Source organism: Shimazuella sp. NTD247, assembly GCF_059510415.1.
This window is the reverse complement of record NZ_JCAJZU010000004.1, coordinates 331,308-357,874: the sequence shown is the minus strand read 5'-3', so window position 1 is coordinate 357,874 and position 26,567 is coordinate 331,308. Positions and strand designations below refer to the sequence as shown.

The following is a 26,567-nucleotide window of genomic DNA, read 5'->3' as shown; positions in this document are numbered from 1 at the left end:
GTGAGGTAAAGAAATGAAAACTGGAAAACTAATTGCAATCAATACCATTGTATTCTTAATTGTTGTCGCAGTTGGTATTGCTGGTATTACTTACTATCGCAATTCTACTGATTATATTTCTACAGATAATGCAAAAGTTACTGGTGATATGGTCGCTGTTACTTCTCTAACTTCTGGAAAACTGACAGACTGGACTGCTACAGTAGGCGATAAAGTCACTGAAAATCAAGAAATTGGTAAAGTAACCGGAACGAGTACTGCACCAATTACTTCTCCTATCGCTGGAACCATTGTACAAAGCAAAGCAATCAAAGGTTCGATGGTTGCTCCTGGTCAGTCCTTAGCTCAAGTAGTGGATTTAAGCAAGTTGTATGTCATTGCAAACATTGAAGAAACAGAAATTAAAAATGTAAGTGTTGGTCAAGATGTAGATGTTATTGTTGATGTTGATAAAGGCACCACCATCGATGGAAAAGTGAAAGAAATCGGCAAAGCTACTAACTCTGAATTTTCTTTGCTTCCTTCACAAAATGCAAGTGGCGATTATACCAAAGAAGTAGAATATGTTCCTGTTAAAATCGAACTAGAAAGTTACTCTGATCAAGTAGTACCAGGAATGAATACTACCGTAAACATACATCGTTAAGGGATGTGAACTGATATGACAGAAAGCTCCAATCCTTCTATTCGTTCACAAATTCCTTTGCTGGCAGTGATCATGCTTGGAATGTTTATATCCGTTTTAAACCAAACACTATTAAATGTTGCTATTCCACATCTAATAACTGAATTCAATGTAACAGCAACAACAGCAGAATGGTTACTGACCGGATATATGCTTGTGAATGGAATTTTGATTCCATTATCCGCTTATTTAATCGAGCGGTTTGGAGTTCGAACTTTATTTCTTGCAGCTATGATCTTTTTCACTGGTGGTTCAATTGTCTGTGGAGTTGCTCCCACTTTCTCCATCCTACTTATTGGAAGACTGTTACAAGCAGTTGGAGCTGGAGTTTTGATGCCACTGAGTATGACAATCATTTTATCGATTTTTCCTCCAGAGAGCCGAGGAAAAGGAATGGGGATCTTTGGATTAGGAATCATGTTTGCACCAGCCGTTGGACCTACGCTTTCTGGATGGGTACTTGAACACTATAGTTGGAGACTGCTATTTGATGGTATTGCTCCATTCGGCTTGATCATTTTAATTGTATCTGTATTTCTTCTTAAAGACCTGGGAGGAACGAATCGATCATTAAAACTTGATTATATGGGAACAGTACTTTCTACTGTTGGCTTTGGTGCATTTCTTTATGGATTGAGTGAAGCTGGAAGCAAAGGTTGGGATGATCCAATTGTGCTGATTACTTTGATTGGCGGGTTTATCTTTATCGCGCTTTTTGTACTTCAACAATTGAAGTCTCAAAGACCAATGCTCGACTTTCGGATTCTCAAATATCCTGTTTTTACGCTTTCTAGCGTAATTAACATGATAACAACAATTGGGATGTATGGAGGTATGTTCCTTGTACCAATTTATTTGCAAAACTTACGAGGATTTACCCCATTAGAATCTGGTTTGTTAATGCTTCCTGGGGCGATTTTGATGGGAGCTCTGTCCCCAATCTCAGGTATCTTATTCGATAAAATCGGTCCAAGGCCATTGGCAGTCGTTGGGATGCTCATCACCTTACTGACAACATATGAATTTACTAACCTAACACTGGCAACAAGTTATTCATTTATTGTTATTCTCTACATGGTACGGATGGTTGGCATGGGACTACTCATGATGCCCATTCAAACTGCGGGAATCAATGAACTTCCAAGAGAAAAAAATGCACATGGTACAGCTTTATCCAATACTACAAGGCAAATTGCTGGATCTGTAGGTATCAGCTTGATCACTACGATTTTTACCAATCGCACTACCTTCCATTTGGGGTTATTACGTAACTCAGCTAATACCATGGACCCACAGTTTCAACAATCGTTCATGGATCAAGCAATTCATTTATCACAACAACTTGGTATCTCTATCGATCAAGCTCAGTCCACCATTGCCAGTTCTTTATATGGAAAAATTGCATTACAGAGTTCGATGTCAGGTATTCAAGATGCTTTTTATTGGACTACAGGAATCACTGTTATCGCATTTATACTGAGTTTCTTTTTGACAGATGTACGTAAAAGAAAACAGACGAAAGTGCAAGCAAGTCCAAAGCCACAAATCGAATCAAAAGAAAACAAAAAACTAGAGCCTGTAACAACCTAAGGAAAAAGCTGCTGAATCTCTTCTGAATCAGCAGCTTTTTTCGTTTTCGTTTGCAACGGTTAAAGGTACGTTGATTCGGCGAAATAATTGATGGAATATTTAGTACTATTACAATTTAAAAAACTACTTGTATTAGGTGTACTAGGTGTTATAATACACTTATAAAGTTAAGAAACAGGACAATAAAAAATGAAACGGAGAAATGCAAAATGATACAATATGGAATTTATGGACTTGTTATCGTTATTATCGGTTTTGCCCTCTGGATGAAAAGAAAACGCATGTACAAACCTTTAAAAGGAAATGGGATGCGCTTATTGCTTCCAATACCATTTCTTTTAATAGGAAGTGCCTTTGGTATCTCTCAAATAAAAGGCGACATCAACATTTGGTATGAACTAGCTGGGATTGCCTTTGGTATCTTATTATCTATTCCATTGATTTACGCAACAAATTATGAAGTTCGTGATGACAATAAGATCTATGCTGTGCGCAGCAAAACATTTATTGTTTCTATCGTAGCCATCATCGCCGTTCGATTCTTGTTACGTAATTACCTAGCGACTTTCGGTGTTCAAACAGAAATGTTAATATTTTTAGCGATTGGTTTTGGATACGTAATCCCTTGGCGAATCACATCCTATATGAAATTTCGCAAAGTCAAACAAACGTTATTAGTATCTTAAAAAACAGGTGGAGATTTTTATTAAAGAACAATAACCAAAAATTCGTCTCGTTTTAAATCCTTAAGAAAAAAAGCAACTTATTGAAACCTGACTTGATAAAGAAAAGCTGCTGATCATAACGTCAGCAGTTTTATTTCAGTAAAAGATTCAATCCGTCTGCTGCCTGCAAACGGATTGGAATGAAGGTTTATTTACTTCGACTTGAACATAAAACGAACTTTAGCAAGCAATCCAAAGAAATGGAAAGGAAGGAGCATCCACCAAACTCCACCATATCCCAGATGGACTACGATTGAACCAGATCCCCAGTGACCAATCGGTGTAGAAAGTTTTGCCGGAAGGTTGTTGAGGGCACTTTGTTTTCCCTTATCCTTCTGCGCCGCCTGATCATACTGATCCTGCATAAAACCAAGCAAAAATGCAGATGTAGACCAACCATGCAGTACCATAGAAGCGATCATAATGGGAACTACATGGTAAAAACTCAATGTGACGAGAAGACTGAGAATATGAATCCCATGTACCATCTGTACCACTTGGAACTTGGTCCAACGCTTGGTGATCTTGATCACCAACCACCCAGAGAAAGCGGAAGTAATCGTTTGAATCGTAAATAGCCAAGCTGACCACATTCCTGGAATATACAAGGGCAAATAGCGACTATACATAGCATTGGTGAGTGGAATTCCCATTAGAGAAATGTTTATCAAAAGGAGTTGCCAGTTAATAGATCGGAACGATTCTTTTATTTTTGCCCATCGATCTTGTTTGATGGTGTTCCGATCATTCTCCTCCTCTTTTTCTAGGTGAATAGGCATATCTGGTTGCCTAGAAACAATAAGTAAAATTACCAATCCACATGTTAGTGGGATGCTTCCCCATCCTACGAGAAACTCTTTATATAGCAACCAAGCTCCTAGTGGGATCCCCAAGGAAATGACAATATACTCACTCGCGAGAGAAAAGCTATTTGCTTGTTTGCTTTGATCTTTAGCTACTGATTCCATAAATTGAACATACAAGCTGTTTGTGATACTTACCATAACAAATTCATGAATCAGACGTACACCAATAAGTACCCACAACTGATTTGCCAACACATAGCAGAATGGAATGAAACACCAGATAGGCAAAAAGCGAATTACTAGTTTCCGAGGGTTCCACCAATCAACCAATTTTCCTGTGTAAAAGAGGGTACACAAAGCGATGATACCTGTAATGAAGTAAAAAGCTGATGCATCCTTTGCTATACCCTTCTCCATCAACAACCTCGTGAGCGAGTTGTTAATATAAGCATTTCCAGCAGTAAAAAGAACAAAAGCAGACAGAGTCATCCTATTTTGGTGATTGCACCATGCTAGGTTACGACTCCGCCATGACTCTGGGGCTGTTCGAAGAAGCAGAATTTTCTCTCTTTTCATTACTCCTCTTCTCGCTAGTGACTACAATTTTGCTGAAGTACTCTATCCCGATTCCAATAAGCCTCCATCTTCTAAGCAATAATTCCTAGTATTCAAAAAAATCAAAACACATAACACCCTGAAATGTCAACAATCAGATCACTTACAAACATAATTTCACAAACAGCAAACGAAAAGGAATGAGTTCATATGAAATCAAACTCATTCCTAGAAAATTCCCCACACCATGTCCTAACTTGGCATTTACCCATAAACCAGTTACAGAAATGGTATTAACTTCTTAATGGGAAGTAGGTTTAAAGCCTTTTGGCTTAAAATTATAAACCGTTGCTTTTGCATTGCATTTCTTGGAGTTATCATCCCAGCCATAATCATCAGAACAATACAGCCTAAGCTGATACCTACCTGATAATCCTTTGAAGATATGTCTTTTTTGACCTTTACTGGTTAACCCATGTGTAGAAACGCCATCTGTTGCTGATATTTTTTTCTTTGTCTTTACATCCATCAGGTAATAACGAATATCAAACTTGTTGTTATTATCGACTATAACATAAAGCGTATGATTAGAATTCGCAGCTATTTTGGGTGTCCAGTGGTTATTACGAGCCCCTTTGATATAAGTTGAAACAGAAGAGTTACCAACAGCTGCATAAGAGTTTGACTGAACTGTAAAAATAAACGCAAATGCCAAAAATCCTGCAACAAAAGGAATCCAAAGTTTTTTCATCTAATCCCGCCTTTTACTATACAAATATGAACTTCATACTATCATAAAAAACAGTAGGAATAGCTTCTATTTCTGAACTAAATTTTAATAATTGGCAAAAAATATAATCTGGAAAAAATCTAATTTTCAATTTACTATATTGAATAAAAAATCCACCTCCTAAGATGGATTTTTTGCTTATCATTGAGACAGCATTTTGTTTTAGAATCAACTGCTACCTCAAAACTATTTATTTCCCATATGGAATATATTTACAATGGGTGGTGCCGAGGCAATGTGTATTACCTCGGCAAACAGCTCACTTAACCACGAATACCAAGAAGCGAGCGAATCTTTTTATTTACGTTCTCGATTTCGGTACGAAGACGCCTTCCCTCTTCCAAATATTGTTTACTCTTTTCGTTTTGCTGATTAATCATACCGAGTGTGGAATCTGCGAAATCATCACTCAACTTATAAAGTTCCCTGAAAAGTGGATCAATGTACTTCTTATTGTATTCATTTTGCTCTTTTCGGGGCAAGCGTGAGGCTTTGTTTCGATGAATGTCAATTTGCCTGTGCAAGTCATCTTGTTTCTTTTCATTCTGCACACCTGCAGCTTCGATTTCTGCACTGATTTTAGAGCCCTCTTGAATAACATTCAAAGCACGCCACTTGCGATATTTCTTTTCAAGATCCTGCCTGCGGCGCATGAGATCAATCAGCTGTTTCACATCTGTCATTTCTATTCCCATCTAAGAGAAGGTCTTCCTACCAATTCAATTATATGTTATCCCATCAAAAAATCCACCCTAAAAGTGGATTTTTGCTTTATTTCATGGAATCGAGAAATTCCACTACTTGTTCTTTTGTTTTCGCGTATCTGCTTGGCAGTCTGCCTACTTCTTTTCCTTCTTCAAAAACAATAAAAGTAGGAATCCCTTTTACATTGTATTGCTCTGCAACTGTCTGCTCTGCGTCAACATCGATCTCAGCAAACTGGAATTCATCGGAAAATGTTTGGGTGATCTCTGGCATATCTGGTGCGATTCTTTTGCAATCACCACACCAATCTGCACTAAACTCCACCACTTTTCTTCCTGAGCTGGTAAAGGTGGCAAATGATTTTTCATTGAGCATTTCCATTGCTATTTCCTCCTAGATCTGTTTGAAATAGTGGTGTAAAAGCGGCAAAATGAGTTTTGCATTTCTTGCTACTGTAGAAGAAGCAACTTTGTACTTTTCTGCTACTTGTGCTTGTGATAACGATAAGTCATAGTATTTTGCGACAACATATTCGATTGCAGCTGCCATACCTTCTACTTTTCGTATCATAATTTCGGAGAACTGACGAAGAAAATCCCACAACATCTTGGCATCTTGAAGCTGTGCACTTTCGTAAGTATCCATATTTTGCAATAAACAGGCAAGTACTTGCTGCCATTTTCGTTCTTGGGTGTTGGAAGAGTCCTCCAGTGCAAGCATCTCTCCATTATATAATACCTCATAGGGCGGCTGGGCATCCATATGACGAAGAGCAAAAAAAGCGATTTGCTTCAACTCATCATCTTCTGCGGGCTTACGCAAAAAATTGCGCAAGAGTGCCTCAGCTTCTTCATGCTTAATCCACCGCATAAATGTAAGAACTTGCATTTTGGTTTGTCGATCCCCGTGTGTCAATGCCCATGTCAAAGACGTGTGAAGCAGAGAATTTTTCTCATATTCCAGCGCGACTTTTTCAATCGTTTCGCCTTGATTTATTTTTAACATATATTCTTCAAAAGGAAGATGATAATGATAGCATGTAAGATTAGGAATAGAATTAGGCTCTAACATCCATTTTTCCATCTGCTCTAAATAAAACTTCGGAATTTCCGAACGAGGATCCAGCCATGCCGCTCTTCTCCAATACCGGTGTGCAACAGAAAGTTTACCAACATGAACTGCTGATGTCGCTGCATGATGATAAAGACTTGCCTCTGGCTGCTCGTCTATTTTTATGAGCCAACTAAATAATTCATATGCCACTTGATGTTCACTTAGCATTCCCATCGTTACTGCTAATTTGTATACGGCAGCAGGCTGGACTGGAACAAGATTTTTAAGCATGTCCATTATACCCTTTGTCATCTCACTGTTGCCTTCATGTTGACTGAGGATTGCTAAGTTGCATAATGCATGTAAATTATTTGGATCTGCTTCTAAAATAGAAGTAACAATTTCACGAGCCTTATCAAGTTGACCCGTATAAAAGTATGCTAGACCAAGATTGTGATAGGTTGGGAGGTAATCTGGATTTTCCTTCGCCAGCTCTTCTAACAATTCAGTTGCTTGCAAGAAGCGCCCTTCCTCCAAATGCCACTCAGCTTCTTCGTGTTTTTCGCGAAATCCAGGCAGCGGAGCAATAAGTTGCTTAGGCAAACGTCCCATTTCATACGCTACCATGTACAACATTTCTTCTGCCTCTTCAGAATATTCGCCTTCCGGATCATGATGCAAGTATTCAATTAAGTAATCTTCAGCTAGTTCAAACGCTTCCATATTGATCGCGTTATTTGCCATATAATAATAGCATTCTGCCATCTCCGGATCGACATCTTGGAGTACTACCTTCAAAATGTCATTTGCTTCTTGATACTTTCCCAGCTCTGCGAGTACACCTGCGACATTACAATAATTCGCAGGGTTATCTGGTTCCTTTTCTACCACGAGCCGAAAGTATTTTAAAGCTTTATCGTATTGATGACGCTCCAAAGATTTGATGGCGCGGTCAAAGAAAGTACTTGCATCCATCTCTAAAGGGATGACCTTGTGGTCAGATATATGTTTAGGGACTGATATTTTTTTCATAGTTTCCTCCCAACCATTCAGCATACCAAATTATGCCTGGTGGTTTGGTACCTCACCAGTATAACACATTTGGAAAAAATCGCTTACATGAATTGGGAATCTTTCTCCTCTTCTAACTTTTAACCGGAGTCTGATCGAAATAGGGTGCTTATCGAACCTCCAGAAATAATTATTTTGATTGCATCACTTAACAATGGTGCAACAGATAATACTTTCATTTTATTCTCAGGATTCTCAAAAGCAATCGAATCTGTCACCACCACTTCCCTAATACCAGGGTGATTTAAGCGTTCGACCGCATGATCTGAAAACAATGGGTGTGTTGCACATATATAGGCAGGGTTAGCACCCTTTTCTTGCAGCCCTTCTACAACGCTGATGATAGTACCGCCAGTATCAATCATATCTTCAATAATAATTGGAGTATGGCCGCTTACATCCCCGATTATATGGGTTATTTTCGCAGCATTGTGTTGTGGTCTCTTTTTTAACATAATAGCAAATGGCGCGTCGAGCAAAGTAGCTAATTTTTCGGCCATTTTTGCTCGTCCAGCATCTGGAGATACAATGACTGGATTTGGAATATTGCATTGAATGATATAATCGCTAATTAAGCCCAATGCGGATAAATGGTCCACTGGTATATCAAAGAAACCTTGAATCGCAGGCGCATGTAAATCTAGGGTGACTACGCGAGAAACACCAACAGTACGCAATATATCTACAATCATTTTTGCTGTGATCGGTTCTCTTGGTGCATCCTTTTTTTCTTGTCTCCCGTAAGCAAAGTAAGGAATTACTGCACTGACGCTTTTAGCAGATGCCCGTTTAGCGGCATCGACCATAATCAATAGTTCCATTAAATTTTCATTCACTGGGTGTCCAAGTGTTTGAATCAGAAAAACATGTTGATTTCGAACACTTTCCTCAAAATGTACATAGATTTCGCCACTTTTAAATCGGCTTATCCGAACTTTGCCAAGTTCCTTATTCAATTGAGATGCGATGTTCGATGCTAACGAAAGATTGGAGGTACCTGAAAAAATCTTTACATTATCCATCACATTGACCCTCCATCAGCTTACTATTTACTTGTTCTTATTATAGCAGTCCTTCTACTACAATGAAAATCAATCAACAGGTATAAAAATGGATTCTTTCCAAGAGATTCAATTTCATAAAATGATCACAATTCTGTTTAAAAATAAACTACACTAAAGGAATGCAAAGGTAATCTATTATGATTCCGGCAGGAATATTAGTTAATGAACTATTCCAGTGACTGATGAAAATAAAAATGCTTGATCATTAGAAGAATCAAGCATTTTTATACATTGTTACTCACCAAGGTAATACTTCATCTTTATGATAAAAACCACCTGTAGGACCGTCTTCTGGAATTAAAGCTAAACGAACAGCCGTTTCCGCACCCTCTTTTACATCTAGATCTGCATGCTGCCCTCCCATACTTGTTCTTACCCAGCCCGGATGAACTGCATTTACTTTCACGTTCGTACCATTTAACGATACAGACCAACCTACTGTCAACATATTTAGAGCTGCTTTGGAAGCAGAATATGCCGGAAGATTTCCTAACCGCTCACTTTTTGATAAAACAGATGCAATCGAACCATAAATACTTGATTGATTTACAATCCTTCCATTTGGACTTGCTTTTAAAAGAGGCAGCAGTGTTTCTGTCAATTCATAAACCGCAAAAAGATTTACCTCAAACGTCTTTCGTAATATATCTATATTTTTGTCTGTACGATCCAAAGAAACCCCAGCATTATTAATCAAAATATCTAACTTACCATATTCTGCTTTTATCCATTTTGCAATAGTAGCAATATGATCGCTATTGGTAACATCTAATTCCACACCATGAGCATCCAACTTTTCTCTCTGTAACATTTTAGCTGCTTCCATTGCATTTTTAAGATTCCTTGATGCTAGAAGCACAATGATACCTTTTAGAGCAAGCTGTCTTGCAATTTCTAAGCCTAACCCTCTGTTTGCACCAGTAATTAATGCTACTTTTTTATTCATTGTTTTACGTCTCTCCTTTGTATCAACTGTGAATTTTAAACCAAATATTTCTTCGTTCAGTACACTATACTTTTGCCGGGAGCCAAAATTATTCCATCGAACCTAAAGAATCTTTCTTTTTAAACATCGCAAAAGAAATACCTACAATTCCTATACCAAAAACTGTCATGATACTGCCTAATGCGATAAGCGAAGGAATAAGAGTCCAATGGAGCATTAGTAATCCCACACCCAATGTAGGCAAAGACATTCCTAGATAAGCCAATATATAAAAAGTAGAGAAAACCCGAACCCGATCAGTAGAAGATCCCATTGCACCAATCAGTTTTAAGCAAGCCTGAAATCCCCATCCAGTTCCAAATGCTTGAAACGCCATTCCAATCCATAATAAACTCATACTTTCCTTCAATCCGGACATGATCACAAACCATGTACCCAGCAGCAAAAATATAAAACCTATCCTTGCACGTTGCATTGTATCTTTTAAAATTGGAATTAATTGAAGAATTGCTCCTCCGCCAAATAACAGGAGTAGTAGCAAACCAACAGCTGCATGGTTAGAAGAGTGTAAAACAGATTTTACAAACATAGGCATCATAGCCAATACTGTTCCGTTCAGAGCAAACGAAGCAAACACAATAGGACCTACAAAGAACCAAAATAATTTCTGATGGGACTGCGGTATTCCCAGTCTAACTTGAAATTTTATCTTTTCATTCTTGTGATTTGCTGCATGTTGAATCGTAAATAAAAGTATGATGGACAAAATTAAAACAAATAGAAGCAACAGAAAAGCTAATCTATCTGGACTCCACAAACTGTATTGCAAAATTAAACCGCTAATAGCGGGCCCCATTCCAAATCCAACCATCGTTGCAATACCTGAAAGTTTTATGGAGAACGCAGCCTTTGAGCTAGGGGTATGGTGTAATAGAAAAGCATTTCCTGTCCCTAAAAATAATCCTACAGAAACTCCAGATAATGCCCTCGCTAAAAAGATCTCCCACAAACTTGTTGCAACAGCAAATAGTGCAATAGCCAAGATATCGAGAAGAATAGCAACTATAGCAACAAATTTATATCCCTTCCTATCTCCTAATGGCCCCGCTACTAACAATGAAGGCAATAAAAATAATATATAAACTACAAAAATACTCGTTATCGTAAAGCTGCTCGTATGAAATTTCTCTTGGTAAACAGGAAACAATGTCACAGCCATGTTTGCACTCGTTGCAATCACAGCGATTGCAAGTAATATACGTTTCAAAATCTTATCCTCCTATCTTTTAAGAAAATTATGGCTCTAAAACTCGACAGCAAATAACATAAAGGAGTTGAATCATTTAGCAACAAACCCGATTCAATCGTAACTAAATCAGTTACAATTGAAAGTAAAATAATAGCTATCGAATCTTCAGTCCAATAGCTGTTAGAAAACTATCACTTCAATGAACCATACATTAAAAAATCGATATAATTGGTTGCCTGCTTAATACATCCAGTTCTTTTTCATTTGACTTAAAATCAAGGTGTCCTGTCTGTTGAATAAGATAATGCCTCTTCCATTATATTTTCTAATGTGACATTTTCCATTTGATCCCTCATGGCTATTTCTATATTTCCATAAAATTGTTTTAAGGTTGGCTGGATTCCTTTTCCTATCTGGCAGTTTTGATTAGGAAAGCTATGATGCATTTCAAATAATGGTTTTTCTTCTATTGCATCATAAACATCAAGCATTGTAATTTCTAGAGGTGAGTGTGCTAATTTCCAACCAGAGCCGATTCTGCCTTTTTGTACAATTACCAAATTTGCTTTTTTTAACATTCCTAAGATACGCCGGATAAATACTGGATTCGTGTTGACACTGTTAGCAATTTCTTCTGAAGTGATGAAATCATTATGCTTTTTCATTGCTACTGCCATTCGAGATAACACATGTAAAGCAATCGTATATCGACTACTGGAACTCATCTTGTCACCTCCTAATGTAACCATATTAGTTTCATTTAAACCGATTGTCAAGTTTACATTCTATTTTTTGCGAAGTATGAAGAAATACGGTGCTAATACTCTTCCGAATGGCTGAAGGGTATGCATCTAATAAAATAATAAATTTAACCCATTTACAAAACTAATATAATTAGTTTTGATCACGAGGAGCGAATGAAAATGAGATGGACAAAAATAGATACAACTCACCAATTAAGCTTTTTGCCAAATGTTTTCCCTGTCAACTGTTATATTGTGGAGGATGAAACCGAATTAACCTTGATTGATTGTGCATTGCCGTATAGTCAGAAAGCAATACTACAAACGGCAAAAAAAATAGGAAAGCCAATTTCCCGAATCGTTATCACACATGCACATAGCGATCATATTGGTGCTTTGGACAAGTTAAAAGAATACTTACCAGAAGCACGAGTCTTTATTTCTACGAGAGATGCAAAATTACTACGTGGGGATCGCAGCCCTGTAGTAGGTGAAGATGATGTACCTGTCCGTGGGGCAGTCCCTGCATCCGTTAAGACGATACCTGATCATTTGCTTGAAGAAGGAGAACTGATCGGTTCCCTGCAAGTTATCCACACACCTGGTCATACACCCGGATCAATCAGTTTATTGGATAAACGAAATAATCATATTATCGTTGGAGATGCTTTGCAAACACGTGGAGGAATAGCAATTTCTGGTGACTTACGCCCTTTATTCCCATTTCCTGCAACTGCAAACTGGAGCAAAAAAGCATCGCTTGCAAGCAGCAAAAAAATAAGAGAAGCAAATCCAACTTTACTGGCTACAGGTCACGGAAAAATGATAGAAAATCCAATAGAGTACCTAGATTTCGCCATTCAACGAGCGGAAACCAAGTGGAAAGGAGAGTTGTAAATGCCGCGTGCGGGATTAGATCAACAAAAAATTGTTCAAGTTGCAATTCAAATTGCCAATGAACAAGGTTTAGAACAAGTGACTATTGCCACTTTGGCCAAAAATTTAGGCGTAAAACCCCCATCTCTTTATAATCACTATCGCAACCTTACCGATATTCATGCTGCCATCGCTCGAAAAGGAATGCAGAAGCTGGAAGAAGCACTGCTTCGCGCCGTTGTCGGCAAATCAGGAGAAGAAGCGTTGCTCACTTTCTCCAAACAATACTTAACTTTCGCCACCGAAAATCCCGGATTATATGAAGCAACAATCCAACCGATGAAAGTAGATGATGAAATCGTTAAAACAGTGAGTGAAAATATGATTGATATCTTAGTTCAACTACTAGCAAAGTTTCATTTAGATGAGCAAAACGCTCTGCATGTAGTCAGAGGCCTCAGAAGCATTGTACATGGATTTGCTTCCATACAACAATCAGGCGGTTTTCAATTAAATTTAAAAGTAGAGGACAGCTTACTCTATACCGTACAACTCTTATGTCACGGATTGGCACAAACGCAACAAGAGGAGACATCATCATGATGGTAATCAAAAATGCAAATCTATTATTGATCTTTTTGATCGAAATAGCTGCATTGCTTATTTTAGGTTATTGGGGATGGAAAATAGGAGATAATCTCACCGTCAAAATAACACTCGCTATCAGCAGTCCAGTCCTATTCGCGATTTTTTGGGGAATGTTTTTAGCACCAAAAGCGAGTTATCCATTTGATCCAGTACTCGCATATGTCGTAAAGTTTGCAGTATTTTTGCTTGCTGCCTATGTATTGTATTATACAGGGAAAACCGGAATGGCGACTGGGTATCTGATTGTGACATATGCCAGTTTACTATTGACATTTTTATGGAAACAATATGGTTTATAAATAAACCAATTATTCAACTAAAATACGAGTCCCTCATATCATTTAGATTAAGACAATCCAATAAATGAGGGACAATACCATCATGAAACTGCGAGCAATGGGGAATGACCATAAGTCTCACTTCCCTATTGTTAACTATGATGCTATTCCGTTGAGACAAAAGCAATCATAGTTATGTCCGAAACATTAATAATTGCGGAGATACTGTGGATGATGACGATGGAAAATCGACTGAATCTTCCAGAATCCATCCCAACGCCTCCGATGGGCTTGGTAGTGACCAATAGTGAAGTCTGGGAAAGTGTACTTCTGGAAGCCGTTTTTGACTCGCATAAACACGAGCAAAACGTCCTCTGAGTACTGATAGTACCAAAATGCCTTCCCGCTTTCGAACTTGGTCACATCGAACCACAAGTGGAAGGTGTCATCCCACTTTGTTTCTTGCTCCATTTCCGGCAAATCGCCGCCGTAATCGTAACCCTCCGTTAGAGGGAACCACAACAGCGACGGAGCACGAAAGGGATCCTCTGGATAAATCTTGTCATGGAAGGAGCGGAATAGTTCAGTGAATTCAGTCAACGACACAGACTCACCATTTGTAATCCGACTTCTGCGGACAGCCTGAATCACTTTAGCTGCTGTCTTGTCGTGATCGAAAGATCGAAACCGACTATACCTCTCCGCACAGCGATAAGCTTCAACCGCTTCGCCAAGATTGATCCAATCCGAGCAGCCCATTGGGTCTTTCACTGCATTCGCGTAAAACACTGATTTCTCCGTTTCAGATGATGGTGTCTTGCCGTTTTATTATAGCATTTTATCTTTTCTATTTTTATTACTCTCTTGAATATCGATTTCCCTATCTACAAATGCCCCACTGACTGCTTGGTTATTATGTATGTCATTTGATTTCGTCTATCTTTTTCGTAATCATAAAAAAATGACCCCGTGCGAGAAGAGTCTTTGACGATTCTTCTGCACGGGTAGTGTCACGTTCGCTTGAGGAAGCTGCCCAGCTTGTCGGCCAGCTCCTTCTTGTCGTGGAGCTCTGCCCAGTCCTTGCAGAGGCGGAAGACCCTCATGAACCGGGCTTCCAACTTGCAGCGGATCTCCTCCACCTCGGACATGTCACCGGGCACGGTGCTGATGATCACCGTCTCACGCAGCTTCATCTGGTCCAGCGGGCTCACACGGACGAAGTACTTGAACCAGCTGGGCACGTCGTACTGCTCTACCAGCTGCTCCATCTCCAGCAGCTCCGGGGAGTACTGGAGGTCCCAGGTCTGGACCACCATTCGCCTCAGCTTGCCCTTCTTGGTCAGCACCATCTCGGGCTTGCAGGACTTCTCCACGATCAACACGAAGCCGGGCATAAACTACCTTCCATAGAACGTGAAACATTTTGATTTATCAATATTGTAGCATAGATGAAATAAAGTAAGAGATTTATTATTTAATATAAAGCACTTTCTCTAACATAATCGTCTTTCTAGACATCTATTAATTAGGGCATGTCACCTTGTCTTCAGAGATATCAGCTTGTTTATGACTGGTTTCTTTTGCTATATTGAATAATTAGAGAAGCGAAATAATAGTACGAGGTGCAAAATGACGATATTGAATACAATAAGTCGTGTATTTGTTGAACTTGATGAATTAGAGAAAACGATTCAATTTTATGAAACACTTTATCAAGAAAAGTGCAGTCTCCGCTTTCATTATGATGAAATGAATTTGGAATTAGCACAAGTAGGCAAAATCTTGATCATAGCAGGAGATCGTGAAGCAAGACATCCTTTCGAAAATACCACAGTTACCATGCTTGTTGATTCCATCCAAGAAACCGAACAGATAGTATTACAACATGGCGGAACAATATTAGACAAACCAAAACAAGTTCCTACTGGGTGGAATATGCTTGCGAAACATCCAGATGGTCTAGTAGTAGAATATGTAGAACATATAAAAAGATAGCCTTACTACAGTGTTATTTAGATGTTTAATAAAAAAATACTTTCTCGTAACAACTTGTTACCAATCCACATTAACCTTTTGATAACTGGAATTTACCAACTATTTATTTTCAATCCGCTCGATATGTTGACTTTCGCGTCTGTTGGAAAGAGCACAAAGAAAGCTTCAGCCATCATATCTTCGCAGCGATTATCTAAAGTTATTTTTGCTTGAGTAGACTTAGTTATAGATTTCTAACTAAATGTATCCAAACATCCTCCAAAAGTCGGAGATTTATTATCATTAAGTTGGTTCTGGATCAGCCGCTCCGCTTGTATATAACAACATCCAGCTTCCCTCCTTTAAAATGATAGATCTTTATTTATATGATACAGCTTAGTAGCATATTGAAAAAAATTATCCTCATCCTTTAAAGAATCATAACACACACATAGATTAGATACACATTTACTCATCAACTCATCAAATCCATACTCTAATGCTATTTCCTCTGCCTCATTGTAATAGTAATTGCCTTTTCGTAGTAATTCTGTTCAAGATACCAATTTCCATAAACCAATAAAGATTTGGTGAGAAGGAAGTGAAAATTATTTCTTTTACATATTTGGATAGATTGTTTTATTAGTTTTTTCGAACTCTGCCAATCCTGTTTTTTGATCAATAATTTTGCAAAATGAACAAATGCATATGGAAAGAGATGCTCATTATTTTGTAAACTTGGTTCTAAATCCATAGCTTTACAATAATATCGCTCTGCATCGTGCAAATCACCTAAGCTCTCATATATAACACTTGTTTGTGCCCAAAGTCTAAACAAATTATCATAACTACGATTGGCTAATGCTATTCGAATACCCTTTTTTGCATACTCTAATGCCCGTTCATTCATTTTCAAATTATTTAATACATCGGAATACATAATATATAGTTGAATAATTACTGAGATACGAAATTCTCGATCAAGAGCTAATGTGTTTTGTAAGTATTTTTCTAATTCTTCGATACAGAGCAGCGATTTCTCAAATAAGTTTAAACGGTGCAAATAAATACATTTATTTAGAAGCAATATTGCATAATAAAAACTCCGATCGCCATTAGATACATAGCTCTCTTTGGCTTTGTCAGCACATAAAAGAGCCTGCTGAAATTTATCCTGTTGATAAAAAACAATACCCATATCCAGATAACAACCTGTGATTATGTTACTTTCAGCGAATTCTGGTTGATTTTCCGCTATTTGAATAGCTAGTGAAAAAGTATCCTCTGCCAATTCCCAATTTTTTTGTGTGATATAGTACTTCCCCTTTAAAAAGTAAACCATCGGTTGCAGTATCGGAATGCTTTCCACTTGCTCCTGCTCATTTAATGCTTTCAAATCAGCAAATGCTTTCTGGGGATTTGCCAAGACGATTTCCTCAATATCTTGCAGTTTTTCTCGTAAAGCAATAATTTTTTTGTCCGCTTCATTTGCCATGCCAAACAAGATACCTTTGTCCAACTTCTCTGCATAATATTGATATTTTTCCAGACTCACCGTCGGCAAGCCGCGCTCGATCGAGCTGATCGTTGTCGACCCTAAAGCAATTTCGTCTGACATCGCTTCAATACTTTTGCCTAATTTTCTTCGCTCTGCGCGTAATACGCCGCCTAATCGCACCAAATCAATCAAGGTCTGTTCCTCCTGCCGTAGAGATGGCCAAATCAACGGTTTATTTTTCCATTTTATTGATTTTATATTCTGAAAAAGGCAAAGTCAACTGTAGAAATAACATAAATATCGGATTAGAAAAACGATTGATACTCCCTTACAATAGTCTCAAAGAGCATAGAAAGAGGAGATGTTTCTTGAAACTTACACAGATCAAATATTTGGGCAAAGAATTGGCTAAATATTTTGTCTACTATTGCGAACAAGAAAGTTATATTGAACAAATCAATCAGTTTCGATTGTCCTCCACTCGTTTGGAATTGATCACAGCAATTCATCAACTGCAACAAGAAGGCGAACCTCTATCTATACAAAGCAAACAACTCCCCAAGCTAACACCAAAAGACATCCACTTGCTTTGTGAGTTTATCCGAACGGGTGAAATGCAGGATGTCCGCCAGCTGCATGCACTGATGATCGAGGAAATCGCTCAGTTAGAATTAGCAAAGATCCAGCAGATGGAACAATACATGATTGATCTCCTAAAAGACAAGGAAGGGGCGGAGTAAATTGCTAGAAACAGCAGAAATCACCTTTGTGACACTACAAACGGATCAAGGAGCATTAACCATTGAACTCTTACACGCAGAGAAAACAGAGTTAAACAAAGACATTATCCAAGTAACTGGCACTAGTTATGATATATTTGCTTCACCTGAAAAATGAATTATTCAATATTCCACTTACAATTAAGAGGTCTTGTCTGTATTCGGAATTTTCATTTTTGACAACTCCACACGGCTAAAGACGTGGGATTCTTGGGTAATCCTCGGTAATCCAAGGAAGTTTACCAAGCTTAGACCGTGAGCCCCACGGCAAGTAATCTTCTACCTTCTTTTACTATGTTTTTGGCTGCATGGATGTCTCGATCATGGAGAATGCCACATTCTGGGCATGTCCATTCTCGTAGCTGGAGTTGCTTCACTTCTTTGTTTTTATAGCCGCAACTCGAACAAAGCTGACTCGACGGGAAGGATTTTCCCACTTTCACCAACTTCCTTCCGTATTCTTTCGCTTTGTATTCTAACATCGTAACAAACTCCGACCACGAAGCATCGGTGATCGATTTCGACAGCTTCTGATTCTTCACCATGTTTTTTACTTGCAGCGTTTCGATACGGATGACTTGGTTTTCGTTCACCAGTTTTGTCGATAGTTTATGTAAAAAATCATGACGGGCATGGGTAATTTTTTCATGGATGCGAGCAACTTGGATACGAGCTTTGTGCCAGTTGGACCCGTCTTTTTTTCTTCTTGCCATCGTTTGCTGCGCTTTTGCTAGTTTTTGTTCGTATTGGCGGAAAAATCGGTTCGCATTCTTTTTCGTTCCATCATCAAAAATCGCAAAATCTTTCAGACCCAAATCAATGCCAATGGCTTCTTTTCTCGCTGGTATGGATCGCAAATAGCATCCCTCGCAAAGAATGGATATTTTATATTTACCTGTGGCTGTACGACGGATCGTTGCGGATAAAATACGACCACTTATTTCTCGGGAGAGAACAAACTTCACCCAGCCTAATTTTGGCAATTTAATTTTGTTTCCCTCGATTTCGATAGTTGGTCTACTACTTTTGGGATAGTTGCATTGAGTCGTATACGCTTGCACTCGATTTCTCCTACTCTTGAAACGCGGAGCATCGTTTTGTTTTCGGAAAAAGCGCTGGAAGGCATCCGCAAGATGTTTGAGGGTGTTTTGCAGGGAAGTAGAATCAACTTCTTTCAACCACACAAACTCTCGCTTTTTCTCCGTTAGGAAACGGGAACAGATGCCATAGGTCAGCCCTTTTCCGGTTGCTTGATACGCTTTGTTCCATTCACCAAGAAAATGATTGAATACAAAACGGCTACAACCGATGGATTTATGGATCATGGTCGCCTGTACTCTGGTAGGTCGAAGACGGTAAGAAAAAGTTTTATTCATGAAACCACCCCCTTATTGGAATTTTGCGAATAGTATAGATCGTACGTTCGTTACTTGTCAAGCTTATCTGAAAAATAGTCACACTTACGAAAGAACAAAAAAGTATCTTCTTCTGATGCTCGCTTTCATTCCACGATTTAAACCGTGGGTTTTCTCGCTCGCAATGTTATAATTTAATATAGACAGTCATCCACTACACACAGAAAGAGACCAAACCATGGCTGCTCAAAAGCTTTCGACTCCAAGGTTCCCCATGTGGGAAGTTACTGCCCATTATCCGGTAGTGGAGCGTAAATTCAAGTATGGTGATAATGCGACTTACTTCGATTACACGGTAAACGGGAAGGGGTACATTTTGCAGGTTACCTCTTCGCGTGTGGCTGTCATGTGCAAATCCGGGATGAATTGCGTTACCAATGAACCACTCCCTGTGTGTGTCAATCAAAAATTTCCTACTAAATATCTTTCTGCAGGAGAATCAGAAGTTCTTGCATTTGACGAATTGAACATGGCAACCGTAAAGCGGATCAAGTAAGTTGTCGTGTTTCTGGGTAGTTTCGAGAAACTATCCAGAAACACCAAAACAAACTACATCAATTTTTCTGCTTCAAACAGGCTGAGTATAAAAATAAACCATACTACAGGTATGAGTACAACTCATACCTGTTTATTTATCTTTGATTTGCTGTTAAGTCCTTATACACGATCAAAATCAATTATTTCCTATTGCAAAATTAAATCAATAAATGATATATTTCATTTAACGATATATTATTTATTGATATAAACGGAAGGTGAATACATGCCCAGAGCTGATTCATTAGAGATGGGGGAGCTGACAGATACTGCGTATTATATTTTGTTATCCCTAATGGAAGCAAAACATGGCTATCTCATCATGAAATCTATCGAACAAATGACCAATAATGTACTATCGATCGGACCTGCTTCGATGTATACGACAATAAAAAAACTGTTAAAAGCCAATCTCATAAAAGAGATAAAAGACAGGGACACACAAAATAAAAAAACATATGTGACAACAAAAAATGGCATCGTTTTACTGCAAAAAGAAGTTCAAAGAAGGCGCGACATGGTGAAACACGCAGAAGATATTTTCAAAAAGAGAGGAGAAGTATGGAATGAAAAACGTTAAATACGTTTACAATGGAGGCCTTGCTTTTTCGGAAGAAAAAGATATGCAGAGGCTCAGTGATTATGCTAAAGAAGGTTGGTTTTTAGAATCCTTTGCTTTTATGGGATTTAACTACAAACTGAAAAAAGGGGAACCAAAAGAACTGATCTATAGTCTTGACTATCGAACGGATGCGGATGACGAATATTTCACTTTTTTTGAAACAGCCGGCTGGACTCTAGTCCATTCTTTTGGATATATACACATTTTCTCTGCTCCTGTTGGAACAAAACCGATTTATACCGATAAGCAAACACTAGTTGATAAATATGAACATGAGATCAATATAACAGAAAAATCCGCTTTGTCTTCTCTCCTTTCCACTGTGTTATTTTTCTTACTGGCAGTTTTAGGAGCAGGTACATGGCTTCCACTATGGGCTAGCAATACCGCTTTCGTTCTCGGTTTTCTTTCACTCATCCTGCTTATATTCACCGGTTTACCATACTTCGGATATAAAAGCAGATTAAAACGACTTCAGCAGTAAAAAATGGGCTAACGCTAGTCGTACTAGCGTTAGCCCTGCTATTTTGAATTATTTTAACCGTAATCCACCATCTACTTCCAGAACTGTACCAGTCACAAAAGTATTATCAATAGCGTATTGAATCGCTTTAGCAATATCATCGGGTTCTCCCACTCTGCCAACAGTAGAAGCCTGTGCATAACTTTCAAATGCAGCAGCACGTTGTTCTTCTGGCAGCCAATTCCACCAAGGTGTGCGAATCACACCAGGAGAAACTGCATTGACACGAAGAGGAGCAAGCTCAATCGCTAAACTTGGAACCATTGCTTCTAAAGCTGCATTAATCGCAGCAAGACCAGATGTTCCCGCTGCAGGGTTACGAGCCGAAATAGCGGAAATAAAAGTAATAGAACCTGTTTTCTCAATCGTTTGGAGACTGAGCTGTGCGGCTGTCAGTTGCGGCCAAAACTTAGCTTCAAAACCTTGACGCAGATCTTCCAATGCTAATTCCCGGAAATCACCAGCACCTTTTGCGCCAGATACAGCGATTACCAAATGATCAAAGTTTCCTTGTTGCTGATAAAAAGCTTGAAGTGCTTCTGAAGAAGCCGCATCGAGCTGTACCCCTGTTGCATTAGCACCGAGTTGCTCGATTGCTTTATCTAACTTTTGTTGATTACGACCAGTTATGACGACTTCTGCTCCTGCTTGCACCAATCGCTCAGCAGTTGCCAGTCCAACGCCTGAAGTTCCACCCATAATAATCACACGTTGATTTTTCATGCTGTTTCCATCCTTTTTGGTTGAAGTGTTTTCGATATTTGTATTATAATACATTACGTAACGTAATGTAAATAGTTTTTAGAAAATATTTTTTATTGAGGTGAAATCATGCCAAATGCCAATAATCCAAAGGGCCGGCCGCGAAGCATGGCAGCCAAGAATGCGGTGCTAGACGCAACACAGCGTTTATTAGTGGAAAAAGGCTATACAAATCTGACAATGGAGGGAATCGCAAAAGAAGCTGGAGTTGGAAAGCCAACTTTATACCGTTGGTGGTCTGGTGTTCCTGCTATAGTTATGGAAGTGATGAAACAAAAATCGGAAAAAGAAATCGAAGTGCCTGATACGGGGAAACTTGCAGAAGATTTAAAAGTATACCTAGGAAAAACCTGCCAAATACTGATACAGGATACAGGAATGATCATGCGCAGTCTTATGGCCGAGGCACAGCTAAATGATAATTTTGCGAAACAGTTTCGCGAAGAATTTATTGAGACGAGGAGAAATACGCTGCAAGAAATACTGATCCGCGCTAGAGAAAGGGGGGAGATAGCAGCAGATATTGACTTGGAGTATGCTGTCGACCAGTGTTATGGGCCAATTTGGTATCGCCTGCTCAATCAACATGCTCCATTAGATAAGAAATTTGTTCAATCGATCATTCATTCCATTCTTCAATAAAAATCGGCGGCCGGGTGCAGTTTCCCACACCCAGCCTGCAAACTCAGAGTCTATTGAGAACTTCCTCTCTCAGATCCTTCGCAAATGCCAGACTCTCTTCCTTGTGCTCGATGATCAGCGTCCGGATGGCCTCCTCCAGATGCACCTTTGCACGCTCCAGATCATCATTTTCCAGACGATCCTTCGCTAGGTAAAGATCATTGCTCACTTGGGGAGCATCAGTTGCCGTCGCGACAATGATCTGAATAAGATTTGAATACTTATGCGAAGCCATAATTCCTCCTAGGTGAGTTTGCTTAGCATTATTATAGGATAATTACCTTCTCCATACAGGGAAACACTCAAAAACAACTAATAAATTGTTTGAAAATAGTTAACTTATTTAACACGAAACAAAAATAAATTGTACATCCCCTCCATTTCCCATATGATAAAAGAGCAATCGTTTTACCCCTGCCCAGAAAAGAGAAACCATGCCCAAGATCTTGACGAAGTTCCAGTGGGAAATCAATGTGCTCTTCCCCTATGAAGTGATCCATCAAACCAAGGACTTCATCTCGATCCGCAATGATGAATTGGGTCTGACTCTCACTGTCCTGCCTGATTGTGTCGTCCTGTATGACAATGAGACCCATGAAGACACTGGTGTTGCCTATGGTTTCACCAGCTGGATGTATGAGAAAATCGCAGATGGGGAAACTGCAACACTGGAGCATGAGAAAAAGGGTGTCAAGTTCTGTGAGGTAAAGCGTCTTCCTGAATAATTGGAAGGAAAAGGCTCTGGATGTCTATTTATGGATTAATCCAGAGTCTCCCTCAATTGCCTCTTCTTTTTCCGTTTTTCTCCTTCTAGCATATTTGAGTTCATCCCAGTTTATTTGATACGATAATAGAGGCAGAGTCCTTTTCGTGAGAAGAGAGAAAAAATGAAATCGGTTCCATTGAAAGGTTCCGAAGGTATTTGGTGGGAGATAAAAACAGACTTTCACCACCATGAAACCAATGCACGTAATAAAAGATTCCAGACCATTGACCTTGGTACAATCGAAGAAAAACAATACCAAGTAGTAGTTAGTGCAAATGCTGTACTGCTTTTTCTTTACGGAATAGACACTCCGGTTGATGGTATCGTTTATCCTGCACATCCGCATGAAAAACGATTTAGAATAGCAATGATCAGTTTTCCGATGGAATTGAAACACAACAGAACAATCATTGCAATGGTGACACGCAAAAAGAGCAAGTAAAGTTACGAAGGCCAAAGTATCTGCCTAGGAATAAAGAAAAATCTTAGGCAGATACACCAAATCTTTGTTAAACCGATGGAAACCCTCCTTAAAAAAATTTTAGCTTGTCTAGTAGATACATACTCTTTTCCTGCTTATCAACCAATTTCCTTTCCTGCTCATTTCACAGAGTATTTCATCCACTTTATCTTTTTGAATTTTTAACCTTTTATAATCAAAAAATTTAAAAACTTATTCTAAAGACCCGTCTATTCTTTTTTTCAGCAAATTCATATATAATTTATTTGTCTGATCTTCTACAGAAAGAGAAAAAATCATGTTTGGGCGACCTACAAAGAAAAAGTTTGGTCCTTGGGAGATCACGTTCGATGGCTCTGTTCGTAAGGAAAGGAATAAGACACATAAAGAAGTAACCTATGATCTCGGAGTTGCGGATGGTGCTATGTACTATGTGATTGTCACCCAGAATGTGGTTGCAGCATACCATGGCCCAGAGATTTATGATGGGGTTACGGTTAGCCGTTATAAGGGAAATTATGAAGAACTTGCAATCGATCAGGAGAAGGTTCTGATCGTTAAGGGAAAGACGATTGGTACCGTTAAGCGAGTGCGATAACAAAAAACCCCTCTGTTATGGATTCTCCATAGCAGAGGGGCGCAATTATTTAAGACGTAAAATCCTACTCTTTCCTGCCAATATATCTACTAGCTAATTCCTCATAAATTTCTTCCATCTGCACACCCTGATTTTGCAATAATACCATTAAGTGATAGACCAAATCTGCTGCTTCATACCTTAGTTCTTCTTTGGAATTATTTTTGGCTGCGATAATCACTTCGGCTGATTCTTCGCCGATTTTCTTGCCGATTTTATCTACGCCTTTGGTAAATAAATAAGTCGTATAAGAGCCTTCTGGCAGTTTTTGATGACGATCAGCGATCAATTTTTCTAGATCAGCTAATACATTACTAGATGATGACATACTCTCTTCTCCTTCTTTAAAACAACTGATGCTGCCTGTGTGACATGCAGGACCATTTGGATGTACTTGTAACAAAATCGCGTCTTGGTCACAATCATATAAAATGTTAACTACCTTTTGGGTATTACCAGAAGTAGCCCCTTTGTGCCAAAGTTCTTGTCTAGAACGACTGTATAACCATGTCTGTTTCGTTTCCATTGTTTTTTGGTAAGATTCTTTGTTCATATAAGCAAGCGTGAGTACTTGCAAACTTTTAGCATCTTGAATGATAGCCGGAACAAGACCTTCTTTGTCCCAGTTTATCTTGTTGCTATCCATCGTACTTCTTCTCCCATATCTCTAAGTAATGCTTTTACTTCCATCACCTTTACTTCTTCATAGTGAAAAATAGAAGCGGCAAGGGCTGCGGATGCTTTGGTTTTAGTAAATACATCAATAAAATCTTTGGCACTTCCCGCTCCACCGGAAGCGATAACAGGAACGCTGACAGCAGAGGAAACACTGTCTACGAGATCGATATCAAAACCATTCTTTTGCCCATCTTGATCCATACTAGTGAGCAAAATTTCACCTGCGCCTAATTTTACAACATGTTTTGCCCAATCTAAAACAAGCCAGTCCGTTCTCTCTCTTCCGCCATGTGTATAGACAACCCATGTCCCTAATTCTTCTTCAAATTTGGCATCAATTGCCACAACGATACATTGACAGCCAAATCGGCGGGCACCATCAGAGATAAGCTCAGGATTTAAAACTGCGGCTGTATTTAAAGAAACTTTATCTGCACCTGCTCGAAGCGTTTCTGTCATGTCTTCCACTGTACGAATTCCCCCTCCAACAGTAAAAGGGATTGTCAGTTTACTAGCAGCAAGACGAACCACATCGATCATTGTCTTTCTGCCTTCATGGGAAGCGGATATATCCAAAAATACAAGTTCATCTGCTCCTGTTTGATCATAGAGCGCTGCTAACTCTACTGGATCTCCAGCATCACGTAAACCAACAAAAGAAACTCCTTTTACCACCCGGCCATCTTTTACATCCAAACAAGGAATGATGCGCTTGGTAATCATTGGCTGGCCTCCTCTAGAGCATCCTTTAAGCAAACTGCTCCTGTATACAGTGCTTTTCCTACTATTACTCCTGTTACGCCATCAATTGCTAGTACTTTTAGTTTCTTGATATCTTCGATTGTTGCTACTCCACCAGAGGCAATTACTTCTGCTCCTGACGCAGCTGCAACTTGTTTGGCAATGTCTCCATTAACTCCTGACAGCAAACCATCCTTTGCAATATCTGTCACAATAAACGTTTTTGCACCTAATTCTGCCATCTGTTTTGCCAGTTCTACCGCTGTTACTGTTGCTTGATGCAGCCATCCATGTGTAGCAACATACCCATCCCTCGCATCCAATCCAATGACAATCTTATCTGCATATCTTGCTAATGCTTCCTTTACAAACGATGGATTATCAATAGCTGCTGAACCAATAATTACACGATTGACACCAATGGATAGTAAAAACTCTAAACGCTCTAAATCTCGTACACCACCGCCTACTTGAATGGATATATCTACATTATTTGCAATAGATTCTATTACTTTGCTGTTGGTCAAATTCCCTGACCGAGCGCCGTCTAAATCAACTAGATGAAGCCATGCAGCACCTTGATCTACCCATTTTTTCGCCATTTCCAAAGGTTGATCGTGAAAAATGGTTTCTTGCTGATAATCTCCTTGTACTAATCGGACACATTTTCCATCACGTATGTCTATTGCTGGATATATGGTAAAAGTCAA

Annotated in this window: 34 protein-coding genes; 16 read left to right on the top strand and 18 right to left on the bottom strand. The window is 38.9% G+C overall.

Annotated elements, in window-relative coordinates:
* The first annotated feature begins 13 nt into the window (after positions 1-13).
* The 3 genes from AC5WOC_RS12600 (at position 14) to AC5WOC_RS12590 (ending at position 2,961) form a co-directional block, all read left to right on the top strand.
* Positions 14-646, top strand: a complete 633-nt coding sequence (locus tag AC5WOC_RS12600) for a transporter (RefSeq protein ID WP_496055765.1) — start codon at positions 14-16, stop codon at positions 644-646.
* Positions 647-661: 15 nt separating this feature from the next.
* Positions 662-2,275, top strand: a complete 1,614-nt coding sequence (locus AC5WOC_RS12595; RefSeq protein ID WP_496055764.1) for a DHA2 family efflux MFS transporter permease subunit — start codon at positions 662-664, stop codon at positions 2,273-2,275.
* A 209-nt stretch (positions 2,276-2,484) separates the two neighbouring features.
* Complete coding sequence (locus AC5WOC_RS12590) at positions 2,485-2,961, top strand: CcdC protein domain-containing protein (protein ID WP_496055763.1); 477 nt, start codon at positions 2,485-2,487, stop codon at positions 2,959-2,961.
* 191 nt (positions 2,962-3,152) lie between these two features.
* On the opposite strand, the gene AC5WOC_RS12585 is transcribed toward AC5WOC_RS12590, so the two are convergent.
* The 9 genes from AC5WOC_RS12585 to AC5WOC_RS12545 form a co-directional block, all read right to left on the bottom strand.
* Complete coding sequence (locus tag AC5WOC_RS12585) at positions 3,153-4,382, bottom strand: MFS transporter (protein WP_496055762.1); 1,230 nt, start codon at positions 4,380-4,382, stop codon at positions 3,153-3,155.
* Positions 4,383-4,662: 280 nt separating this feature from the next.
* The gene (locus AC5WOC_RS12580; RefSeq protein WP_496055761.1) at positions 4,663-5,112 is read right to left on the bottom strand and encodes a hypothetical protein; all 450 of its coding nucleotides are present in this window, start codon (positions 5,110-5,112) and stop codon (positions 4,663-4,665) included.
* 302 nt (positions 5,113-5,414) lie between these two features.
* Positions 5,415-5,834, bottom strand: coding sequence for a hypothetical protein (locus AC5WOC_RS12575; RefSeq protein ID WP_496055760.1), 420 nt, complete (start codon positions 5,832-5,834; stop codon positions 5,415-5,417).
* A gap of 88 nt (positions 5,835-5,922) precedes the next feature.
* Positions 5,923-6,237 (bottom strand): thioredoxin family protein, encoded by a 315-nt coding sequence (locus tag AC5WOC_RS12570; RefSeq protein WP_496055759.1) that lies wholly within the window; start codon positions 6,235-6,237, stop codon positions 5,923-5,925.
* Between the two features lie 12 nt (positions 6,238-6,249).
* Positions 6,250-7,941 carry a tetratricopeptide repeat protein gene (locus AC5WOC_RS12565; protein ID WP_496055758.1) on the bottom strand — a complete coding sequence of 564 codons (1,692 nt, stop codon included), beginning with the start codon at positions 7,939-7,941 and terminating at the stop codon, positions 6,250-6,252.
* A gap of 119 nt (positions 7,942-8,060) precedes the next feature.
* Positions 8,061-9,002 carry a ribose-phosphate diphosphokinase gene (locus AC5WOC_RS12560; RefSeq protein ID WP_496055757.1) on the bottom strand — a complete coding sequence of 314 codons (942 nt, stop codon included), beginning with the start codon at positions 9,000-9,002 and terminating at the stop codon, positions 8,061-8,063.
* A gap of 280 nt (positions 9,003-9,282) precedes the next feature.
* On the bottom strand, positions 9,283-9,990 hold the full coding sequence (locus tag AC5WOC_RS12555; protein ID WP_496055756.1) for an SDR family oxidoreductase: 708 nt from the start codon (positions 9,988-9,990) through the stop codon (positions 9,283-9,285).
* Between the two features lie 88 nt (positions 9,991-10,078).
* The gene (locus tag AC5WOC_RS12550; protein ID WP_496055755.1) at positions 10,079-11,257 is read right to left on the bottom strand and encodes an MFS transporter; all 1,179 of its coding nucleotides are present in this window, start codon (positions 11,255-11,257) and stop codon (positions 10,079-10,081) included.
* Positions 11,258-11,514: 257 nt separating this feature from the next.
* Positions 11,515-11,964: an RrF2 family transcriptional regulator gene (locus AC5WOC_RS12545; protein WP_496055754.1), complete on the bottom strand. Its 450-nt coding sequence runs from the start codon at positions 11,962-11,964 to the stop codon at positions 11,515-11,517.
* A gap of 198 nt (positions 11,965-12,162) precedes the next feature.
* Between AC5WOC_RS12545 and AC5WOC_RS12540 the strand changes: the two genes are divergently transcribed.
* The 3 genes from AC5WOC_RS12540 to AC5WOC_RS12530 are packed head-to-tail and all read left to right on the top strand — an operon-like array spanning position 12,163 to position 13,805.
* The gene (locus AC5WOC_RS12540; protein WP_496055753.1) at positions 12,163-12,879 is read left to right on the top strand and encodes an MBL fold metallo-hydrolase; all 717 of its coding nucleotides are present in this window, start codon (positions 12,163-12,165) and stop codon (positions 12,877-12,879) included.
* Complete coding sequence (locus AC5WOC_RS12535; protein ID WP_496055752.1) at positions 12,880-13,461, top strand: TetR/AcrR family transcriptional regulator; 582 nt, start codon at positions 12,880-12,882, stop codon at positions 13,459-13,461.
* Positions 13,458-13,805: a YrdB family protein gene (locus AC5WOC_RS12530; RefSeq protein ID WP_496055751.1), complete on the top strand. Its 348-nt coding sequence runs from the start codon at positions 13,458-13,460 to the stop codon at positions 13,803-13,805. Before AC5WOC_RS12535 ends, AC5WOC_RS12530 begins: the two co-directional genes overlap by 4 nt.
* Before the next feature lie 186 nt (positions 13,806-13,991).
* Here AC5WOC_RS12530 and AC5WOC_RS12525 read toward each other — a convergent pair whose 3' ends face one another.
* The gene (locus AC5WOC_RS12525) at positions 13,992-14,573 is read right to left on the bottom strand and encodes a hypothetical protein (protein WP_496055750.1); all 582 of its coding nucleotides are present in this window, start codon (positions 14,571-14,573) and stop codon (positions 13,992-13,994) included.
* 221 nt (positions 14,574-14,794) lie between these two features.
* Complete coding sequence (locus AC5WOC_RS12520) at positions 14,795-15,178, bottom strand: hypothetical protein (protein ID WP_496055749.1); 384 nt, start codon at positions 15,176-15,178, stop codon at positions 14,795-14,797.
* Positions 15,179-15,413: 235 nt separating this feature from the next.
* Between AC5WOC_RS12520 and AC5WOC_RS12515 the strand changes: the two genes are divergently transcribed.
* Positions 15,414-15,779, top strand: coding sequence for a VOC family protein (locus AC5WOC_RS12515; protein ID WP_496055748.1), 366 nt, complete (start codon positions 15,414-15,416; stop codon positions 15,777-15,779).
* 481 nt (positions 15,780-16,260) lie between these two features.
* On the opposite strand, the gene AC5WOC_RS12510 is transcribed toward AC5WOC_RS12515, so the two are convergent.
* Positions 16,261-17,448 (bottom strand): helix-turn-helix domain-containing protein, encoded by a 1,188-nt coding sequence (locus AC5WOC_RS12510; RefSeq protein WP_496055747.1) that lies wholly within the window; start codon positions 17,446-17,448, stop codon positions 16,261-16,263.
* A gap of 176 nt (positions 17,449-17,624) precedes the next feature.
* Between AC5WOC_RS12510 and AC5WOC_RS12505 the strand changes: the two genes are divergently transcribed.
* Positions 17,625-17,996: a hypothetical protein gene (locus AC5WOC_RS12505; protein WP_496055746.1), complete on the top strand. Its 372-nt coding sequence runs from the start codon at positions 17,625-17,627 to the stop codon at positions 17,994-17,996.
* Between the two features lies 1 nt (position 17,997).
* Positions 17,998-18,153: a hypothetical protein gene (locus AC5WOC_RS12500; RefSeq protein ID WP_496055745.1), complete on the top strand. Its 156-nt coding sequence runs from the start codon at positions 17,998-18,000 to the stop codon at positions 18,151-18,153.
* Between the two features lie 130 nt (positions 18,154-18,283).
* On the opposite strand, the gene tnpB is transcribed toward AC5WOC_RS12500, so the two are convergent.
* Positions 18,284-19,411 carry an IS200/IS605 family element RNA-guided endonuclease TnpB gene (gene tnpB, locus AC5WOC_RS12495; protein WP_496055744.1) on the bottom strand — a complete coding sequence of 376 codons (1,128 nt, stop codon included), beginning with the start codon at positions 19,409-19,411 and terminating at the stop codon, positions 18,284-18,286.
* A gap of 217 nt (positions 19,412-19,628) precedes the next feature.
* On the opposite strand from tnpB, the gene AC5WOC_RS12490 reads away from it, so the two are divergent.
* The 3 genes from AC5WOC_RS12490 (at position 19,629) to AC5WOC_RS12480 (ending at position 21,093) form a co-directional block, all read left to right on the top strand.
* Positions 19,629-19,946, top strand: a complete 318-nt coding sequence (locus AC5WOC_RS12490; protein WP_496055743.1) for a hypothetical protein — start codon at positions 19,629-19,631, stop codon at positions 19,944-19,946.
* 267 nt (positions 19,947-20,213) lie between these two features.
* Positions 20,214-20,567: a PadR family transcriptional regulator gene (locus AC5WOC_RS12485; RefSeq protein WP_496055742.1), complete on the top strand. Its 354-nt coding sequence runs from the start codon at positions 20,214-20,216 to the stop codon at positions 20,565-20,567.
* Positions 20,554-21,093 (top strand): DUF2812 domain-containing protein, encoded by a 540-nt coding sequence (locus tag AC5WOC_RS12480; protein WP_496055741.1) that lies wholly within the window; start codon positions 20,554-20,556, stop codon positions 21,091-21,093. The genes AC5WOC_RS12485 and AC5WOC_RS12480 overlap by 14 nt, the downstream gene beginning before the upstream one ends.
* A gap of 48 nt (positions 21,094-21,141) precedes the next feature.
* Here AC5WOC_RS12480 and AC5WOC_RS12475 read toward each other — a convergent pair whose 3' ends face one another.
* Positions 21,142-21,855, bottom strand: a complete 714-nt coding sequence (locus AC5WOC_RS12475) for an SDR family oxidoreductase (RefSeq protein ID WP_496055740.1) — start codon at positions 21,853-21,855, stop codon at positions 21,142-21,144.
* Positions 21,856-21,963: 108 nt separating this feature from the next.
* Between AC5WOC_RS12475 and AC5WOC_RS12470 the strand changes: the two genes are divergently transcribed.
* Positions 21,964-22,536 carry a TetR/AcrR family transcriptional regulator gene (locus tag AC5WOC_RS12470; RefSeq protein WP_496055739.1) on the top strand — a complete coding sequence of 191 codons (573 nt, stop codon included), beginning with the start codon at positions 21,964-21,966 and terminating at the stop codon, positions 22,534-22,536.
* Positions 22,537-22,579: 43 nt separating this feature from the next.
* Here the strand turns inward: AC5WOC_RS12470 and AC5WOC_RS12465 are convergent, their stop codons facing one another.
* Positions 22,580-22,810 carry a hypothetical protein gene (locus tag AC5WOC_RS12465; RefSeq protein ID WP_496055738.1) on the bottom strand — a complete coding sequence of 77 codons (231 nt, stop codon included), beginning with the start codon at positions 22,808-22,810 and terminating at the stop codon, positions 22,580-22,582.
* A gap of 199 nt (positions 22,811-23,009) precedes the next feature.
* Here AC5WOC_RS12465 and AC5WOC_RS12460 point away from each other — a divergent pair, with 199 nt between their 5' ends.
* From AC5WOC_RS12460 to AC5WOC_RS12450, 3 genes are all read left to right on the top strand, one after another.
* The gene (locus AC5WOC_RS12460) at positions 23,010-23,300 is read left to right on the top strand and encodes a hypothetical protein (RefSeq protein WP_496055737.1); all 291 of its coding nucleotides are present in this window, start codon (positions 23,010-23,012) and stop codon (positions 23,298-23,300) included.
* A gap of 162 nt (positions 23,301-23,462) precedes the next feature.
* Positions 23,463-23,783: a hypothetical protein gene (locus AC5WOC_RS12455; protein WP_496055736.1), complete on the top strand. Its 321-nt coding sequence runs from the start codon at positions 23,463-23,465 to the stop codon at positions 23,781-23,783.
* A gap of 316 nt (positions 23,784-24,099) precedes the next feature.
* Entirely contained in the window at positions 24,100-24,399 is a 300-nt protein-coding gene (locus AC5WOC_RS12450) for a hypothetical protein (RefSeq protein ID WP_496055735.1), read from the top strand.
* Between the two features lie 64 nt (positions 24,400-24,463).
* On the opposite strand, the gene hisIE is transcribed toward AC5WOC_RS12450, so the two are convergent.
* From hisIE to hisA, 3 genes are read right to left on the bottom strand one after another with little or no spacing between them, the layout of a single operon-like run.
* Positions 24,464-25,084: a bifunctional phosphoribosyl-AMP cyclohydrolase/phosphoribosyl-ATP diphosphatase HisIE gene (gene hisIE / locus AC5WOC_RS12445; protein WP_496055734.1), complete on the bottom strand. Its 621-nt coding sequence runs from the start codon at positions 25,082-25,084 to the stop codon at positions 24,464-24,466.
* A complete protein-coding gene (gene hisF, locus AC5WOC_RS12440; RefSeq protein ID WP_496055733.1) occupies positions 25,066-25,839 on the bottom strand; it encodes an imidazole glycerol phosphate synthase subunit HisF in 774 nt (257 codons plus the stop codon). Before hisF ends, hisIE begins: the two co-directional genes overlap by 19 nt.
* On the bottom strand, positions 25,836-26,567 hold the full coding sequence (gene hisA / locus AC5WOC_RS12435; protein WP_496055732.1) for a 1-(5-phosphoribosyl)-5-[(5-phosphoribosylamino)methylideneamino]imidazole-4-carboxamide isomerase: 732 nt from the start codon (positions 26,565-26,567) through the stop codon (positions 25,836-25,838). Before hisA ends, hisF begins: the two co-directional genes overlap by 4 nt.

Coding starts and splice junctions, on each gene's coding strand:
- AC5WOC_RS12600 (WP_496055765.1), top strand. CDS start 14: ATGAAAACTGGAAAACTAATTGCAATCAATACCATTGTATTCTTAATT.
- AC5WOC_RS12595 (WP_496055764.1), top strand. CDS start 662: ATGACAGAAAGCTCCAATCCTTCTATTCGTTCACAAATTCCTTTGCTG.
- AC5WOC_RS12590 (WP_496055763.1), top strand. CDS start 2,485: ATGATACAATATGGAATTTATGGACTTGTTATCGTTATTATCGGTTTT.
- AC5WOC_RS12585 (WP_496055762.1), bottom strand. CDS start 4,382: ATGAAAAGAGAGAAAATTCTGCTTCTTCGAACAGCCCCAGAGTCATGG.
- AC5WOC_RS12580 (WP_496055761.1), bottom strand. CDS start 5,112: ATGAAAAAACTTTGGATTCCTTTTGTTGCAGGATTTTTGGCATTTGCG.
- AC5WOC_RS12575 (WP_496055760.1), bottom strand. CDS start 5,834: ATGACAGATGTGAAACAGCTGATTGATCTCATGCGCCGCAGGCAGGAT.
- AC5WOC_RS12570 (WP_496055759.1), bottom strand. CDS start 6,237: ATGGAAATGCTCAATGAAAAATCATTTGCCACCTTTACCAGCTCAGGA.
- AC5WOC_RS12565 (WP_496055758.1), bottom strand. CDS start 7,941: ATGAAAAAAATATCAGTCCCTAAACATATATCTGACCACAAGGTCATC.
- AC5WOC_RS12560 (WP_496055757.1), bottom strand. CDS start 9,002: ATGGATAATGTAAAGATTTTTTCAGGTACCTCCAATCTTTCGTTAGCA.
- AC5WOC_RS12555 (WP_496055756.1), bottom strand. CDS start 9,990: ATGAATAAAAAAGTAGCATTAATTACTGGTGCAAACAGAGGGTTAGGC.
- AC5WOC_RS12545 (WP_496055754.1), bottom strand. CDS start 11,964: ATGAGTTCCAGTAGTCGATATACGATTGCTTTACATGTGTTATCTCGA.
- AC5WOC_RS12540 (WP_496055753.1), top strand. CDS start 12,163: ATGAGATGGACAAAAATAGATACAACTCACCAATTAAGCTTTTTGCCA.
- AC5WOC_RS12535 (WP_496055752.1), top strand. CDS start 12,880: ATGCCGCGTGCGGGATTAGATCAACAAAAAATTGTTCAAGTTGCAATT.
- AC5WOC_RS12530 (WP_496055751.1), top strand. CDS start 13,458: ATGATGGTAATCAAAAATGCAAATCTATTATTGATCTTTTTGATCGAA.
- AC5WOC_RS12520 (WP_496055749.1), bottom strand. CDS start 15,178: ATGCCCGGCTTCGTGTTGATCGTGGAGAAGTCCTGCAAGCCCGAGATG.
- AC5WOC_RS12515 (WP_496055748.1), top strand. CDS start 15,414: ATGACGATATTGAATACAATAAGTCGTGTATTTGTTGAACTTGATGAA.
- tnpB (WP_496055744.1), bottom strand. CDS start 19,411: ATGAATAAAACTTTTTCTTACCGTCTTCGACCTACCAGAGTACAGGCG.
- AC5WOC_RS12490 (WP_496055743.1), top strand. CDS start 19,629: ATGGCTGCTCAAAAGCTTTCGACTCCAAGGTTCCCCATGTGGGAAGTT.
- AC5WOC_RS12485 (WP_496055742.1), top strand. CDS start 20,214: ATGCCCAGAGCTGATTCATTAGAGATGGGGGAGCTGACAGATACTGCG.
- AC5WOC_RS12480 (WP_496055741.1), top strand. CDS start 20,554: ATGAAAAACGTTAAATACGTTTACAATGGAGGCCTTGCTTTTTCGGAA.
- AC5WOC_RS12475 (WP_496055740.1), bottom strand. CDS start 21,855: ATGAAAAATCAACGTGTGATTATTATGGGTGGAACTTCAGGCGTTGGA.
- AC5WOC_RS12470 (WP_496055739.1), top strand. CDS start 21,964: ATGCCAAATGCCAATAATCCAAAGGGCCGGCCGCGAAGCATGGCAGCC.
- AC5WOC_RS12465 (WP_496055738.1), bottom strand. CDS start 22,810: ATGGCTTCGCATAAGTATTCAAATCTTATTCAGATCATTGTCGCGACG.
- AC5WOC_RS12460 (WP_496055737.1), top strand. CDS start 23,010: ATGCCCAAGATCTTGACGAAGTTCCAGTGGGAAATCAATGTGCTCTTC.
- AC5WOC_RS12455 (WP_496055736.1), top strand. CDS start 23,463: ATGAAATCGGTTCCATTGAAAGGTTCCGAAGGTATTTGGTGGGAGATA.
- AC5WOC_RS12450 (WP_496055735.1), top strand. CDS start 24,100: ATGTTTGGGCGACCTACAAAGAAAAAGTTTGGTCCTTGGGAGATCACG.
- hisIE (WP_496055734.1), bottom strand. CDS start 25,084: ATGGATAGCAACAAGATAAACTGGGACAAAGAAGGTCTTGTTCCGGCT.
- hisF (WP_496055733.1), bottom strand. CDS start 25,839: ATGATTACCAAGCGCATCATTCCTTGTTTGGATGTAAAAGATGGCCGG.